Origin of the sequence: Pedobacter sp. B4-66, from assembly GCF_018492665.1 — a bacterium.
In the GTDB taxonomy this organism is placed as follows: domain Bacteria; phylum Bacteroidota; class Bacteroidia; order Sphingobacteriales; family Sphingobacteriaceae; genus Pedobacter.
In genome coordinates this window covers 263,869-280,519 of sequence record NZ_JAFVME010000010.1, presented here as the reverse complement: position 1 = coordinate 280,519, position 16,651 = coordinate 263,869, and the positions used below count along the sequence as shown (strand labels likewise).

The window sequence follows — 16,651 nt, the reverse complement described above, 5'->3', positions numbered from 1 at the left end:
TTCTGAAATAATATCTAGTTTTCAGGAGATCAAAAGTTGGCCAGCTGCGAAAAATTTGTGCGCCGAAATTACGGCTTATAAAAACAATCTTCTCTAATCTTTAGACTTGAACAGAATCCTAACAAAGATTCGGGTTAACTCTATAATTTAGTCGCGTCTTGTACTTGTTTAGGACTCTCGTTCGCCCAGAGACTAATGATGTGCAAATGAGGCGCGCTTTAAGGACTAATACGAGTAAGAATCCAGCAAAATATGGATAAGAGTCCTTTAAGAAGCCCAAAAAAACGCGAAATGTTAAGCGTTTAACTCATAAAACCTACTGTCTTTACTGTTTCCAATAAAGAAGCCCAATTTATCGGGTTTGGCTTTAATTTTTAGGGATAATGAACGGATTTTTTTCTTGAAATCGACCATTACAGCTTCTAAATCCTGATCTTCAGGAATATTTATAAAAATGTGATTCCGATCGTCGGCAATTAGCCAACCTGGATAGTTTTGTCTCAAAAGCAAATCGATCCATTCTTTTTTATACGCGTTCATAGATACAAAACTAGAGATTTACAGCAATTCACAAAAAATGAAGTGTTAATTTTTGTAAAATAAAGATTTTTCAGTGTTGGATTGTAAATTTTTAGGAATACTTTGAAAACTAAATAAATAGTTTTAAGTTAGTACTAAGCTTTTAGTTCTTGAAAAAAGATCATTTACAAAATTTTATTAGGAGCAACGGATTATGAAATATTTTTACTTATTCATCTTGCTGATAATAGCATCAGATGCTATTTCTCAAGATCAGGCCTATACAATTAAAGGTAAAGTTGTGGGCAAGTACGCTGTTAAGAATGCCTTGTTTTTTGATCGCCAAATGAAATTGTTGGGTAAAGTGCCAATAAAAAATCAAGAATTTAGCTTTTCCGGAATCTATAGAGAAACCGATTCTATAGGTCATTGGCCTTTATGTTACGTTTATTGTGCCAACGCAGATACAGTTACAGGTGCAGATATTAGCCTATCTCGTGTCATTTACTTTGAGCCAAATGTGGAAGTAGTGTTTAATTCAGGTAGTTTAAAATACTCAGTGTCTGGAGGGCCTCTAAATGAATTTGAAAATACTTTTGTAGCGAGAAATAAGTTTTACGAAAAACAAGCTGATAGTATTCAGGCGCTTATCGATAAAGCGGATATTGGAGAAGAATTGAAAAAACTGGATAAGAGAATTGTTAGACTACGTTATATGAAAATGACCGATAGCGCCAATCTGGCATCCATTTTGAAGAATACGAGTTCTGTGGTAGCACTTAGTCATTTTAGGTTTTCCCCTTTAATAGGAGGGTATTCTCCAAGGGAGTTAAGAGAATACTTTAATATGTTTTCAGAAAAACTAAGAAATTCTGGGGGCGGTAAGCAGATAAATAAATCAATTGCTCAAATGGAGAAAGTGAGTAAGACCATTTATCCTACACCGCCTAAGCTTAATAAAAATGACGTGATGTATGATTTTTCCTTAAGTAATGTCAACGATGAGCTAATTAAAGGTTCCGATGCTTTTGGGAAGTACACATTGATAGATTTTTGGGCTACATGGTGTGTGCCATGTAGGGCAGAAACGCCTAATTTGAGAGAGGCTTTTGACAGGTATAGTCCTTTGGGCTTTAAAATAATAACCATTTCAACCGATAAAGAGGGTGATGATAAGGTGTGGAAAGCTGTAGTTGAACTAGATAAGATGCAAAAGTTTGTAAACCTAAAAGATCCGAAAAAAACGATTTCCAAAGAATTGAATATTAAAGCAATTCCTTCCAATTATTTGGTTGACGATAAAGGGAAGGTTGTGGCAAGTAATTTGAGAGGTGCCGAGCTCGAAATTAAATTAAAGGAGCTTTTTGAAGAATAGCGGTTTTAATTAGTGTTAGAAAGATAATTCTTTTCTCGGTTTCGTTGGAAAATTGTTTTTTTGAGCGCCAAGTTGTGAACAGCATAAGATAATTTTGGAAAACGCTTATAAATCAGGTATTTTTAGTTAGCTGGTGTTAAACGAATAATAAGGAGCCGAGCAAAAGCGTGTGGAATGAACAGCAAAAGGGATCACTCTAAATTAACATGACTTATGCTTAAACTATCTGGTGTTTTTCTAATGGTCATCATTTTTGTTCAATACGGATGTCGCTCTTACACGTTTAGTAAAGGTGGGAGAGTTGAACAGAGATATCGTAATTACTACTTTAATGACAGCATAAAGGTTGGTGCAGTACTTTATGGTGATATGGAATTAGCTTTTGTTAGCTCAGATATCGGAGTCTCACGGCCTAAGCTAACGCCTTTTTGCCGGGAAGTACTTAAAAAACTCAACATCGGTAAATCAGATATTATTCTGTTTTCCGGTATACCGAAGACCTATAGCATTGTCGGTCTAGTTCGGAATTCAAAAAACATTAATTATAGTGAATACAAAAATGTTGTGGATCGCGAGAGTTTTTATCTGATGAAAACGATAAAGTATAAAAATCGGGATGCTTATGAGGGGTTAATTCGCATAGATCAGAACAGATTTCTATCGATTATTGAATATGGAGAATCCGGACAGGAACATGCTGATGCAGGTTTTCATACTATCATGGTAAATACCGCGCTACGGATAAAGGAAGGGCAAAGCATGACTTCTGTATTAAATGTTTTTGAGGATGCAGAAAATTTGTTTAGCGAACATGGCTATTTGACGCCTTTTAAGTTGATTGAAAGGCGAGGTAATTATGGCGTGAGCAATTTCACAGATCAGGCATTAGCAACGTATTATTCGTTTTGTGGGGATCTTGATCTTGCAAATAAAGCATCAGAGGCTTTTATGGGTATTAAAAAAGAAAATCTAGATGCTAAGGATTTGGCGCCCGCGGCAGCAAGGATACTTAGTCAAACAGTTAACAAGCAAGTCGTGATGTTTAATACTGCTCACCACGTCCCTCAGCATGCTTATTTTCTTGGTGAGCTTTTGGATAGACTTTATAAACAAGGTTTTACTTATTTGGCGCTCGAAGGTCTTGGTGATACATCAACAGTGATGAAGAATGGATTCGTTAGTTTTAATGATGGCATTTATATTCGGGATCCTGTGTTTTCAAACCTAGTCTGTAAAGCCAGGGCGATTGGATTTAAAATTATTGGGTATGATACCGATTCAGACGACCGAGAACAGGTACAGGTACAGAATATTGTAGATCAGTCGCTTAAATTAAATAAAGATTCCAGGGTTGTTGTGTTGGCGGGGTATGGTCATATTCAAGAAAACTCAACTCCCAAAAAAATGGCTGCTTTTTTTAAGGAGATGACCGGAATAGATCCACTTACAATTGATCAGACTACATTGATGGCAAGTTCTTGTAAGAATTTGGAGACAAATAACAAGGACGATGTTTTCCTTTACTCAGGTGAAGATTTAAAGACCGGAACTGATCTGGTAATCTGGAATAAGATAAATATGCAAAACAAACCAATAGGTTTTCCTGCAACTGGAGAGGTTAAAAATATTAACATAAATATGCCAGATTTATCTTCTGATAAGGACAGCGTAGCTGCTTTTTCTATTTATAGCCATGCAAATTATCTTGTAGATTCTACAGTAACGCCCATTTTTGTTAAAATAATACCCACTAAAAAAAATATGTTTCCAATTAAAATTGGGAAAGGGAAATATTTAGTAAAGTGTTTAGGATATGATAAGCGGTTGCTTTATAAGATTGAGCTGATCGTAAATTAACAATTGTTTAGTATTTGGAGATAGATTTAAAGCTCTGGATACTCTGTTTAAAGCAATGTAAAAGATTGCTGGCTTGTCATCCAGGATGAGTTATTGCCAATACTCACTTTAATTTTTCCGCTAATAGCAGAAGTGGGGATAATCACAATCATTTTATCATTAGCAACCGATTTAGGCTTAATGGTCGCGCCATCCGCAAATTGAATACTGACTTTATTTATGTCGCTCCCAAAGCCTGCGCCCGTTATGGTTAGTTCAGTTCCAGTTTTAGCAGATGTCGGTGTAAAATTAGAAAGCGCTTTAAATGTTTCCAGCTCGGGTGGCACTTCTTTGATCGGTGTATCTTTCTTACCGCAGGATAATAAACTAAAAAGGAAGAATAGTGCTGCCAGTTTGAATGAGAGTCTCATAAAGTTAATTTGATAAGTATATGGTGCTACTAAGTTACCAGAATAGTAAGATTAAAAACATAACATAACAAAATAAAATGATGGGGGTAAGTGATAGTCGACCAAAAGCAAAACATGATCAGTTCCTGATGCCTTTTATATCAACATCTTTTCTCTTGCATCAAGACCAGCATATTGCCCAATGTTTCGGCTGTCCGTGTTAGGTTGTCTGCTGTACATGCCAACGCGGTTGCTAGATCGTCGGGCTGGTTTCCAATTGGCATTAATACATCAAAATACGCTTGTAAATTTACGCTCCGTTTCAGTGGCACCTTCCCCGCGAAGGCAACAACAGGCAGACCTTTAAGTTTTGCATGGTTCGCTACTCCAAAAGGCCCTTTTCCCTGTAAGGTTTGCTCATCAATACTGCCTTCCCCGGTAATCACCAGATCTGCCCGCCCCAGTGCCGAATTAAAATCTGTAAGTGAAAGAAAATGATCTATCCCATTTACCAGTCTGGCATTCAGAAAAGCATATAAGCCTGCAGCTGCTCCTCCTGCAGTACCTCCGTACTTTATCGCAGCCATATCCCTGCCTGTATGGAGTAAAGCTACGGCCGAAAGTTTGTTAAGTGCCTGGTCCAATTTTTTCACCTCATCCGGGGATGCACCTTTTTGTGGGCCGAATACAGCTGCAGATCCCCGGTCACCTAATAGCATATTGTCTACATCGCATAAAATAATCACTTCACATTTCAATATTCTTTGGTCCAGTGCTGAAAGGTCAACAGTAACTAACTCGCCAAGATCTTCAGGAAGAATGGTTAACTCACTGCCGTCCGCAGCTAAGAAACGGACACCAAGGGTACGCAAAATGCCTGTACCGCCGTCTACAGTGGCCGAGCCACCCATGCCGATTACAATTTTTTCAACCCCCTGATCAAGTGCTTTTCTGATCATTTCCCCTGTACCGGACGAATTGGCACGCATAGGGTTAAGTTCTTCTGGTTTAAGTAACCTTATGCCTGATGCGTCTGCCATTTCTATAACGGCAGTTGCACCATTATCAATCAGGCCAAATACAGCATTTATTGGTCTGCCCAGCGCATCGTGTACTGCTGCATCCAACAATGTGCCTTTGCATTTTTTTATAATTAAGGTTCCTGTACCATCGCCGCCATCCGCTACCGGGAAACACTCAGTGGTAACACCGGCCTTACTTCGCATTAAACCTTCCTCAATAGCAAATGCTGCTTCTTCGGCATTCAGACCGTGTTTAAAAGCATTGGGGGAAATCAGGATATGCATAATGTCTTCAGTTAGAGGTTCACCACGTTTACAGGATTCCCATTTTTATAGGCATTCAGGTTGCCGATAGTTATCTCCATTAACCTGGCTCTCGCTTCTATTGTTGCCCAGGCGATGTGAGGTGTAATGATGCAGTTTTTTGCACCAAAAAGCGGGTTGTCCTTTGCTGGCGGCTCAACAGAAAGCACATCGAGGCCCGCCCCGGCAATTTTACTGTTGTTCAATGCTTCGGCAAGATCTTCTTCAATAATGACAGGGCCCCTTGAGGTATTCAAAAGAAAAGCACTGCTTTTCATTCGCTGTAAGTTCTCTTTATTGATCAGCCCTTTGGTTTCAGGTGTTAAAGGGCAATGGATACTGACAACATCTGACTGTTCCAGCAGTTCGGGTATTTCTGCCCATTTAAAATTACTGCGGTGAGACTGATCTGTCCGGTTCCGGCTTGTTCCGATAACTTTCATCCCAAAAGCAGTGGCCACATCAGCAACCTGTCTGCCTATATGGCCAAATCCAATAATCCCCATCGTTTTTCCTGTCAGTTCAACCAGCGGATAATCCCAGAAACAAAAGTCAGGAGAGGAAGCCCAGCGGCCGGAGGCTACCGCATCACTATGGCGCTGCACGTGCAGGCAAAGTTCCAGTAAAAGGCCAAAGGTCAGTTGCACTACAGATGGCGTGCCATAACCTGGTACATTACTTACTGTTATCCCCTTTTCTCTAGCCATTCGGGTATCCACTATATTATAACCAGTAGCCAGGACTCCAATGTATTTTAAGTCCGGAAGACTGTTTAATGCCTCTGCGTTTACCGGTGTTTTATTGGTAAATATGACATCCGCCCCTTTTGAGCGTTCAACAACTTTATCTGCCGGGGTGCGATCGTACAGGGTTACTTCCCCGAATTGTTTTAACCCGTCCCAGCTCAGGTCACCGGGATTTAGTGTATATCCGTCTAGTATTACGATTTTCATATATCATATTTAAATAAGTGATGAAGCTATCACAAACTTATATTTTTCACAAACTTATTATTAATTATAGTATCAAGCTTTTGTTTCTCTTGTGTGTCAGAATGAGTTTTACATTCCTGCTCCATAAGTTTTGGGAGTGATCCGATTAGTCCGAATTGAGGCGAAAATTGCTTTTAAAAGCAGAAAAGCTCCAGATTTCTCTGAAGCTTTTTAAGTGGTATGGGCCGGGATCGAACCGGCGACACATGGATTTTCAGTACTTGTGTCTTTTGTGTATATTCTATTGATTACTAATAATTTATGATGTATTAAAAATGATATCCTAAATTATTTCTAAATAATAAGCCCGAACTAGTCGGGCTTAAATCGGATTAACAGGGCAGCAACTCCCTTTGATGTTAATCGCAACAACTTTGCAAATATATGCTAAAATATTTTTCGATAGACACCTATTGTTACAGTTGGTTGAATTTTAATGCCGGTATTGTTTAACATTTCATAACCTGCGCCAACTTCGTACATCCAGTCAGATCCTATATGCATGTATTTTATTCCTCCAAAATTATAATTGGTAACATAATTGAATTTATGATCAAAGTTAAGCGTTGAAGATAAACCTATGCCTATTCCATTCTTTACCTGATCAGGCACCAAAAATGATCTGACTCCATAATACTTTATTAATGGATTTGCAGATGATACATCGACAAACAACCTATTTCCTTTTTTTATGAATGCAGCCGTTATACTATCGATACCTTCTATGGTTATAGGATCTGGTCCAGGTATTGTACCCCTAACTGTAAACCACTTATCCTTTTGATCAATAATATATTTCTTTTCTCCAGCGCTGGAGGTGTCAGTCAGGTATCTGATTTCATATTTGAACTTAGAGACAGCAGTGGTAAGACCTACGATTTGATTATCCTTAACGCCAATAACCGATTTTAAACTGTCAATTTCCTTGCTTAGGTATAGTTCTTTCTCGTCGTTGGAAAGATATATTACTTCCTTTTGTGCATGAGTATTACCTTTTTTATCCGTAGATATTGTTGCTGGCGCGTTGTCAATTTTAACGATGTCAGCTACATTATTTTCCTTTGTTAGAATTTCCCCGCTGAAGATCCTCGAAAATATTGACCAGATAATTAAACCCAGGATAGCAAGTCCTGTTATGTATTTAAATAGCTCTTTCATTTCCGTAGTATTTAATATATAAATAATAGCTAAACCCTAAACCTACAATTGAGGTTAGCAGATCTGCATAAGTGTATGCCTTAAATAAGTACTGGAAGTAGTAATCAGATGTTGTCATATATTTCAATGCCACCGGTATGTGATACAGTGAAACAATAAACAGTCTGGCAACTACAAGCCAACATAATTTTATAAGAACCTTGTCAGATCTTTTTAGATAATTAGGCATCCTATGCCTGATTTTTGAAATTGAAAAGGCTAATATTAGCCCACTCATTAAACTAATAATTCCATTACTTAACATCTTTGTCCTCCTCTTTTTTTATGCCTTTAACAGCTTTGATTATTTCAAACAATACTGCAGGGTTTCTAACTATGGAAATAGTAAGGTCATAAAGCTCCTTACCCGCTAAGGAAGCCAGTATGATTACAGTTCTTAGATAACCTCTTAATAGAGTCCATTCATTGCATATGTATGCAGCCAAAACCCCGAAGATAAGACCGCCCAAAAATATTTTAAGCGCATCTTTAACGTCTTTAATGTCACTAAAAAGAAGTCGAGCAGCTGAAGCCAGGATAGCCAAAATCAAACTGTTTACCAGGACTTCAAGTGTTACGCCTAAATATTTTGAATTCATATTTTATTTAATTCTGATAGGGTTTGAGGGCCTACGATACCATCAGGAATAAGTCCATGTGTTTTTTGGAAGGATATAACAGCAGCTTTTGTATTCTTACCAAAAATGCCATCGACAGGAATGGACAGTTTTTGCTGAATATACTTTACATGTTCAGTGTATATCTCTTCTGGAGATTTTGAAGCAGAATTATCAGGAGTAAAATATAATGCAGCTTCTCGTTTTCTGCGAGTTAATAGTATTGGCTTTTTTACTCCATTAACCGTTGCGTTTCTCCACGCTTCAAATGCTGACTTGATAGATGGATCATTCTTGTTTGAATTTACCTTCCTAACCAATTCGGATGACTTAAACCCATAAACACCAACATTAAATGTAAAACTTGTTAAAGCATCAAATTGATTGTGGTTAATGTCGTCTCTGGTTGAAGAGTAAACAGCAAGCTCGTAAATCTTAAGTAAGTTTCTGAAAAGAGAAATAGCCCGCTCTGTTGTTATCGCGGGATCTGACATTTTTACTTTCTGGCCATTTTCGTAATATGTACAGCCAATACCTATTGTAGGTATTCCTGCCTTATCCTTATATGGGCGTTTTACTAAGCCTTCTTCTTCGATTAGAAATTTAATTCCTCGATCTGATGTTTCTCTTATTTCTTCCATACCAACACAAAATTAAAAGTATTGGTATCTAATAGATGCCACAGGAAATTAGCAAATCAAGATATGATCTGTGCTTTACTTAGTTTTTGTTAAAAATGTGAGGATTATGGGTTTAATTTACCAGATGTCTTTGTATGCTATTTTATTGAATCTTCGTTTTTAATGCTCTTTCCAAATTCAACAATATCATCAGAAAGTTCTTTGAGCACTTTAAAGGCTTCTTTTTCATCATCTGGCATTATTCGCTGATAGTTGACACCTGATAGCTTATTCGCTAAACGTGTATTAGCAGATGGTTTTCCATCAAACATCTTTCTAGCAAGTTCGGCTTGCTTAATAATGTTGTGCTTTGCTAGTAGCTCCTTTAGGTTCATAACACAAATATAAGATAAATATTATACGTAGAATAAATGTATTATATATGACAATTCAATGACGAATATATTTGTATTACGTAATATATTTGTTCTATATAAAATCATAAAGATTATGAAAACATATGAAAATTACACGCTCGTTAAAAAGTTCAATACACGAGTTTGGGTAGAGAATAAATACATTATTGAAAAGGAAGAATGGGAGCAGGATTTATGTAATCAGATAGAGTGCTTATTCGACAATGATTTATCAAACCTATCTGATCTGTTTTTATTTAAAGGCTGGTTGTTTTGGATATTAAAAAGTGAAAATGTATTCGAATTTGAGTGTGATAGATCATTATACAAACTACCTACACTTGAAGAAACCGAAAGATTGGTAATTGAACTTCAAGACCAAGATGAATGCTAACCATTCAAAAAACTACGATAAGACAAAAAACAATATAACTCATGAAAAGAATTCTCACATTAACAGCGATCATAATTCTAGGATTTACAAGCTGTAAAAAGGAAAATCAAACACCAGAAGTAAACACTGTTACTTATAGGGTTGAAGGTGATAATGTAAATGCAACCGTAGCGCCTTTGATGCCTAGATATTACACACTAGTGCCTAAAAAATGGGATTATAGCGTGCAAATATTTTCGGGTACAACTGCATATTTAGAGGTTAAATTATCCGATTTAGGATCACCTCAAAAAGTAAAGGCAGAAATATTAATTAACGGTCGTGTGGTTAAAGAAATAAATGAAATGATCAGTTACAACGAAACAAAAGTGATTTCCTATAAGATGCCTTAGTAGGCACCTTATAGGTTTTTCACTATAATACCCTGCTATAATCAACTATAATACCCTGCCAAACTGTAAAGGTTATCAATCTTAAATCAGCATCCCTAAATTGTGCAACCCCTGTCCAGCCTGGACGCATTGCATCAAGTGTACCAGGTTTAGCTACCCATAAAACAGCTGGATAACCAGGTATAGAAGTAGGATCTCCAATATTAAGTCTGGATTCTGGTTTTAAGGTTAAAACGTCTGCTGTTATTCCATCATTATCAATAACTGTTTTAGTATTGAATGAACCTTCCTCGCCAAAAGTGAATTTTCCCCCCTGACTGATTGCTAACCCTTTTTTACTTAAAGCCATAAATCCATTACCATCGGTTTTAGAGCCGAATAAAACACCTGCTGCTAGGTTTGCATAAGTATAATATGTAGTACCTCCATTTACATACGATCTAATATAATTTTTTGGATATTGACCTCCACTCATAACCGGTGGAGTTGTGGTGTCAAAATAACCAACTACAGCGCTATCATCATCAATCTCTAGCACCTTTCCGTTCGCATCATAAAATATTTGATTGTTTTCTGATGCGAGAATTTCCATTCTTTTGCCAGAAGCAGCAGTTTTTAAATTCGGACTGATTAAGTTATTAATTACAGCTGCTTCTGCAAGTAGTAGACCTGTAGCTACGCTGTCAAACACAGCTCCAAATACATTCCATTTAGTTGTATTTGTTGGTAATGTGCCACTAAATGAACCTGCATCGACACGAGTTACATAATACAATCCGCTATATTTTACGGCTTCGATTCTATCATCTGAACCGACGTAAGTACGTGAGTTATTATAATCTCCAGAATAGGTAATGAAAGGGCCTCGTTTCCCGTCGGTGCCATTAGTACCATTAGTACCATTGGTGCCATCTACACCATCACTACCATCTACACCATTCTGACCATTGAATCTTACAGGTGTACTCCAATTTACAACTAAAGCACCAGCAGCAGTTTTAACAGCACTAGTTATCCACATGTATTCCGCAATTCCTACAGAAGGTTGACTGGTTGTCCATCCAGATGGGCTTGGATTATTAGCCACTAATGTAGGTGGTACGGATGTACTTCCATTTTTCGCAAATCTAAATTCAGTATAATTACCATCAACACCGTTACTTCCATCAGTACCATTATTGCCATTTGTACCGGAAATCCTTACACCAGATGACCATGATCCTATTATTGTGCCATTGGCCAAAAACTCAGCCTTTCTCATCCATAAATATTGGCCAATAGCTACTGCTGGAGGAGCATCCTGCCATCCAGTAGTTGGAGCGGTGGTAAGGGAGGTATTAACTGCAAATTGGTAATCTGTATACTTCCCGTCAACACCTGGATCACCTTCTTCTCCAACTATTCTGAATGCTGCTGACCATGCTCCTAAACCAGTACGCGAACGAGCAAATAAATCTCCAGAAATAAAAGTATCATGCCATAATGTTGTGCCATTAACAGAATATTGGAACTGTACACTATCGCCATCTAAACCGTCATTGCCTTTTTGAGCTGAAACTGTCCAGTAAGGTCCTTCGGCTGGAGTGACATTGAAAATAGGTGTAGGATAAATATAAACCCATGTTGAGCCATTATATGTTACTGTATCACCTTTATAATACGTTGTTGTATTTACATAAGTACCTCTGAATAATGTTATTGGCGCTGTAATACCCCCTGCATTCTGAGTAATTCCACCTCTTATAGTTAGTCTATTAGGAGTGGTAACATTAAAGTCCAAACCATTCTGATCATCACCAAGTTTAAAACGACCTTGTGTCATATCAAAGAAGTTCAAGCCATCAATCGATTTCAGTACTCCAGCAGTAATCTGATCACCTACAATAAAAGCCATTCCTTTTGTAAGTTCATAATTACGGTACCCATCTGTTACCGGAAACAAAACGCCTGTCTGAAGAATGAAAAAGCCTGGTTCACTTTCGACTGTTTTGATGTCAGTTGATAAAATCCAAGATCCTACCAATGTAGTTCTTGACACTTTTGCATATAAGTAATATGTATTACCAGAAACTAATGTTGTTGAAGAAAATGATTGCATTTCCCAAACAAAACCAACTCCTTCAATATTCATACTGAAATGCACAAGTTGACCAGCAGTTACCAAAAACGAATTTGGATTACCTCCAGCGTTGGTGTTGAATGCAACATTTTTTAATGAGAAGTTAGTGTACTTTGCTCCAACAGCCAAATAAAGAGTCTCTATACTACCAGGCTTTATTTTATCTGTAAAATAGTTGCCATCTGGATCAATAACCAAATCGCGTAGGTTTAGCAAATTTGCGCTATTTCGCCTTGCTAACTCAACTGATCTTAGATCAATTGTTTTAACCTCATGCCTTTCAATTAATTTGTCGTCCCTAAGTCGCTGCTGTTGGGTATAGGTTACAAAATTTGAAATAACAATTTCAATGTTTGTGTCTTTGGAAATCACTTCCGGAAAATCTAATGGATAGCTAATCTCCGTGATCCTAATTGTATCATTAAGACCAATCCGAGCATCTTTAAAGTTTACACGGTCACCAGGTTGAGGCTCAATGCTATTGTCTCTTAAATGAATAGGATCCAAAGTGCCTCCGTACTCAACACGAGGTACAGAGTTATCTAAAACGTATTGAAGGGTTTTGTCATTTACTTTTTGTTCTGAAGCAGTTACATATTGTGTTGGCAATTCCATATCAATCAGTGTGTATTTGTCGCCAACAGCAGCCTGTGTAGTTTCATTTGGCAGTACAACATTGTTTGAGTTAACAAAACCTTTATAGCTAATAGTTTTTGTTGTGGGATTGTAATCAGTGATCACAAACTCTTCGCCTGCAAGTCTACCGGTGGTGAAACTTATCTTAGGATCAAGACCTTCAATGATGCAGTCGTTTATATTGAAATCTAATGTGTTATCTGTTATTGTCGAAACGGGGTTGCCATATGTTACACCGATAACAGTTGCTTCGCGTTCTGGAACAATTGTTTCATCTGTAAATTGACCCTCTTTAATACCATATAATTCTGTGTTGTTAGTATGATAGCCTGGTGTAAATGTTAATTTACGCTTCGATCCTCTATAGCCAACAGGTAAATTTCTTGTACCTCCAAATCCATAAACTTTAGTAACAACGTTTTTATCACTTACATATGTTCTAGTAAGATTATACAGGCCTTTACCCATACCGTATTCAAATGATAATCCTGAATCTCTACCTATTTTAGGCACCATATTGATTATCTTATTTACATCATCAAATTCGAGTTTAAAAGATTCGGCAATAATAATAATAGCTTCATGACAGGTAACGTTTGAAAAAGTTATGTATTTTTTTCCAGTAGCTGTTATCTCACCTAACCCCCAAACAGGATCTATCTCGTTGATATTCGATATGAACAGCTGCATAAATAGCAGGCAATCTCCGTAGTATGTGAATTCGGCTTCTCCCAGTTGCATGAATAATTTATCATGCCAGGTGTATTTTGGTCCCTCAAATGTTATGTCATAGGTTAATTGATCATTAGCATTAAGTTCTGGAACGGTATTTATCTTAAAGTTTACACCTTTAAATATAATATAGTCCTCCAATTGTACCAATATAGGTTCATACCCACTTAAGCCGGTAGCAACTATCTTATGCTGGTTCATTAAGCCATGGCTGAAGCGTAGGTTTTTACCAAATGGTATTTCGGCTATAACATCACTACCTCTGAAAATTTCAAGTCCCATTATGTCCAAATAGTTTTTCGTTTTTTAACATTAATTAATTTGGTTGTGGCATTATAAGAAAGCGCAAAGTCAGATCTATTGATGCTAACATTTGTTATTGCCTTGTCAGTAGTTAGAAGCAGTGATAAATCATACCATGAAATGTTCTGATTAGGTACTGTAGAATAATCCAGAGTTATTTTAACCGAGTTGCCGTTTATAGCTTCGGTTTTGGTTACATATTCTTTGAGGTGCTTATATTCCATGAATTCGCGCATGCTCTGAAAGAGTAGAGTATCATTAGCCTGGGAAACTATTGAATCTATCCAAGCGTTAAAGTTTACCCCGTCACCAATGCCGTGACTACCTATTTCAAAATAATCAACAGAGCCACTTGCAAATAAATTGGTTAATGCGGTCCATTGTGGCCCCCCATTCGTCCAGTTATCACTAAAAGTTCTTTTGATTGCCGTGTATGCCTGTTTTGGAATATTTGCTATTGCTCCAACAGCGTTAAATTGAGCAGGATATGGTGTTAAGCCATCAAATGTTCCTTCTGAAGCTCCAAATAGATACCCGAAATTTTGCGCTTCCAATTGGTATCCAGCATAATTTGTAGGTACAACCAATGCATTCATTTTGTAATGGTTATCTTTCTCCAAAACAAATGCATCCATATCTCTGAAATTTTTTTGAATATCAGATCCGTTATTAAAATTCCCTGTTGGCTCATGATAGTAGGAGTGATTCATTAAATCAAGACCGAAAGGCACCAATGCACCTCTTTCTGCATAAGTTGTTTTCCCTGGGTAATTATCCCCCCATTCTGCATTGTTAAAATTGTTTTTAGCATTTATAGCGAGCCCACAACTGAAATTTTTGTTATTTCCACAGCCATCTGTATAATAACTGAGTTTTAATTTTTCATAGGCAGTTAAAACGCTGGGACTATCATCATCAAATTCAAATAAAATAGCTTTATTCTTATTGAATTTCATTTTTGGGAATGCAGATGATACTGAAGAAGGAGCTGCTGCAAAAGTTACAGTAATCTCGATAGCATCACCTTCTCCTGGATCAACTGGACCATCAACCACAATGAACCTTCTGCCTTTAATTATTGCCATTATGATACAAGAGTTAAATTAAATCCACGGATGTTGTTAATTGGAGTGTTGGTCTGATTAATATTTGACCAAGCTTTAATGTACAGGTCAACTTGCGGTTGTGGCGTAGTACGCATTGACGACCAAGTAACACCTGCATCGGTACTGCATTCAAAATGTGCAGTAGTACCGTCAAATCTGATACGTCCTTTTGTATTTGGCCCAAATGCCGGGCGCGGGTTCGCAAAGTTATCAACTGCATTAACCCAGGTTTGAAAACGAGAATTTGCGTAATCCATTGCCAAAGGTGAGGCTACACCTGAGCCAGTAGAACTTCTATCTCCGTAGCTTTCTAATCCTTCATGCAGGGTAATAGCTCCGTTTAATGCGGTATCCGCGGTAAATTCTACCCACCCTGATCCACCAGCAGGGATCATATAATTACTTTTAGCTCCACCAAATGCTGAAGTTGTGGTAAACAAAAAAGAATTGCCAGTTAGCACGCCATTATTTACTGGAGTTCTCCAAGATGTCAGTGGTATAGTTGATTGTGGTGCTGCTGTAAAGGCAACGGTGTTAAATAACCAAGCGGATGCATTGCGAACGCCTGCAACGGCTTTATATCTTATTCCAACTTGACCAGCAGCAATTGCTAAATCTCCAACTGGGAATGGATTAACTGAATTGGCTACAATAGTAGTTCCTCCGTTTAATGTTCTTTCTGTATCAGCGTTTGTTAAGCCACCGGTGTTGGTCCATCCGAATGTACGACCACTATTATCAGTAACAGGTGTAATAGGTGCCGATGGTGTTGGTAGTGAAACGGAGAAGGCTGGACTACTTACGTATGGTGAGGCATTAAAACCTGAAGCAGCTTTAGTTCTTGCTCTATAGTAGCCGGCTGCTCTAGCCACATTGCCAACATCAATTTTGTGTGTACTTGTATTCCAACCTGCAACGGCTGTTAATGCAACATCAGCAGCATTATTTATACTTACTACAATTTCGGCTTCACCTCTTGCATGAGCTATTATTAAAGTGTCTAAAGAATCATCAGCAGTCATTGTAGGTGCCACTGGAGTAACATTACCAGCTACATCGGTAGTTTTATTGCCGGTAGCATAATTACTTCCATTAAACCCATTTGCAGTGGCTCGAACTCTGTAGAAATATTGAGTTACAGGAGTTAGCCCTATATCAGTAAAAGTTAATAGTGATCCGGAATAAATAACTACTGCATCCGCGAAAGTAACCGAGCTGGCACGTTCCACTGTGTAGGTAGTTCCATTTGTTACTGCTGTCCAATTAACAGGAATTGAATCACCTGTAGCAGTTCCGAATGATAGAACAGGGGTTGCAAGTTTTTCAAGTGAATTGTCAATCATGTCGACCCAAGTTAAATCACCTCTAAAAACCCTATCTGGTGCAAAGTTAGGTCTTGACTGTAGCCATGAAATAAGTTGAGCTTCTGAAAAACCACCTCCAGAAACCCTGAAAGGATCAGATTGTGTACCAGTACCTGTAACATCAGCAAAGTACACTGGTGGTAAGTTTTCAGGCTGATAAACCCCATTTGATGCAGCAGGTCTTAGATTTAATTCATCAGCATTATTATTTACAACTGTTTTTATACTGGTTAATTCAGCAGCTGATAGTTGTTGTCCTGTTATTTTATCAGGGAATTGGATTTTTTGTGTTGCCATT

The 16,651-nt window shown here is 37.7% G+C and carries 16 protein-coding genes; 4 read left to right on the top strand and 12 right to left on the bottom strand.

Features of this window, described 5'->3' with window-relative positions:
- Positions 1-294: 294 nt before the first annotated feature.
- Positions 295-540, bottom strand: coding sequence for a hypothetical protein (locus J1905_RS18095; RefSeq protein WP_214228672.1), 246 nt, complete (start codon positions 538-540; stop codon positions 295-297).
- 193 nt (positions 541-733) lie between these two features.
- On the opposite strand from J1905_RS18095, the gene J1905_RS18090 reads away from it, so the two are divergent.
- Both J1905_RS18090 and J1905_RS18085 read left to right on the top strand, forming a co-directional pair.
- Positions 734-1,894: a TlpA family protein disulfide reductase gene (locus J1905_RS18090; protein ID WP_214228671.1), complete on the top strand. Its 1,161-nt coding sequence runs from the start codon at positions 734-736 to the stop codon at positions 1,892-1,894.
- 213 nt (positions 1,895-2,107) lie between these two features.
- A complete protein-coding gene (locus J1905_RS18085; protein WP_214228670.1) occupies positions 2,108-3,751 on the top strand; it encodes a hypothetical protein in 1,644 nt (547 codons plus the stop codon).
- A 47-nt stretch (positions 3,752-3,798) separates the two neighbouring features.
- Here J1905_RS18085 and J1905_RS18080 read toward each other — a convergent pair whose 3' ends face one another.
- The 8 genes from J1905_RS18080 to J1905_RS18050 form a co-directional block, all read right to left on the bottom strand.
- Entirely contained in the window at positions 3,799-4,161 is a 363-nt protein-coding gene (locus J1905_RS18080) for an IPT/TIG domain-containing protein (RefSeq protein ID WP_214228669.1), read from the bottom strand.
- 140 nt (positions 4,162-4,301) lie between these two features.
- Entirely contained in the window at positions 4,302-5,447 is a 1,146-nt protein-coding gene (locus J1905_RS18075; RefSeq protein ID WP_214228668.1) for a glycerate kinase family protein, read from the bottom strand.
- Positions 5,448-5,458: 11 nt separating this feature from the next.
- Positions 5,459-6,418: a D-2-hydroxyacid dehydrogenase gene (locus J1905_RS18070; protein WP_214228667.1), complete on the bottom strand. Its 960-nt coding sequence runs from the start codon at positions 6,416-6,418 to the stop codon at positions 5,459-5,461.
- A gap of 426 nt (positions 6,419-6,844) precedes the next feature.
- Positions 6,845-7,615, bottom strand: coding sequence for a hypothetical protein (locus tag J1905_RS18065; protein WP_214228666.1), 771 nt, complete (start codon positions 7,613-7,615; stop codon positions 6,845-6,847).
- Positions 7,599-7,733 carry a hypothetical protein gene (locus J1905_RS23750; RefSeq protein ID WP_284445124.1) on the bottom strand — a complete coding sequence of 45 codons (135 nt, stop codon included), beginning with the start codon at positions 7,731-7,733 and terminating at the stop codon, positions 7,599-7,601. The genes J1905_RS18065 and J1905_RS23750 overlap by 17 nt, the downstream gene beginning before the upstream one ends.
- A gap of 175 nt (positions 7,734-7,908) precedes the next feature.
- Entirely contained in the window at positions 7,909-8,253 is a 345-nt protein-coding gene (locus J1905_RS18060; RefSeq protein ID WP_214228665.1) for a hypothetical protein, read from the bottom strand.
- Positions 8,250-8,912: a glycoside hydrolase family protein gene (locus tag J1905_RS18055; protein ID WP_214228664.1), complete on the bottom strand. Its 663-nt coding sequence runs from the start codon at positions 8,910-8,912 to the stop codon at positions 8,250-8,252. The genes J1905_RS18060 and J1905_RS18055 overlap by 4 nt, the downstream gene beginning before the upstream one ends.
- A gap of 137 nt (positions 8,913-9,049) precedes the next feature.
- A complete protein-coding gene (locus J1905_RS18050) occupies positions 9,050-9,286 on the bottom strand; it encodes a hypothetical protein (RefSeq protein ID WP_214228663.1) in 237 nt (78 codons plus the stop codon).
- Positions 9,287-9,401: 115 nt separating this feature from the next.
- On the opposite strand from J1905_RS18050, the gene J1905_RS18045 reads away from it, so the two are divergent.
- Positions 9,402-9,701, top strand: coding sequence for a hypothetical protein (locus J1905_RS18045; protein ID WP_214228662.1), 300 nt, complete (start codon positions 9,402-9,404; stop codon positions 9,699-9,701).
- 41 nt (positions 9,702-9,742) lie between these two features.
- Positions 9,743-10,093 carry a hypothetical protein gene (locus J1905_RS18040; RefSeq protein ID WP_214228661.1) on the top strand — a complete coding sequence of 117 codons (351 nt, stop codon included), beginning with the start codon at positions 9,743-9,745 and terminating at the stop codon, positions 10,091-10,093.
- Between the two features lie 22 nt (positions 10,094-10,115).
- On the opposite strand, the gene J1905_RS18035 is transcribed toward J1905_RS18040, so the two are convergent.
- Genes J1905_RS18035 through J1905_RS18025 form a run of 3 tightly spaced genes read right to left on the bottom strand, consistent with a single transcriptional unit; the run spans position 10,116 to position 16,650 of the window.
- Entirely contained in the window at positions 10,116-13,862 is a 3,747-nt protein-coding gene (locus tag J1905_RS18035; protein ID WP_214228660.1) for a phage tail family protein, read from the bottom strand.
- Positions 13,862-14,968 (bottom strand): hypothetical protein, encoded by a 1,107-nt coding sequence (locus J1905_RS18030; protein WP_214228659.1) that lies wholly within the window; start codon positions 14,966-14,968, stop codon positions 13,862-13,864. Before J1905_RS18030 ends, J1905_RS18035 begins: the two co-directional genes overlap by 1 nt.
- The gene (locus J1905_RS18025; RefSeq protein ID WP_214228658.1) at positions 14,968-16,650 is read right to left on the bottom strand and encodes a phage tail protein; all 1,683 of its coding nucleotides are present in this window, start codon (positions 16,648-16,650) and stop codon (positions 14,968-14,970) included. Before J1905_RS18025 ends, J1905_RS18030 begins: the two co-directional genes overlap by 1 nt.
- Position 16,651 lies beyond the last annotated feature (1 nt).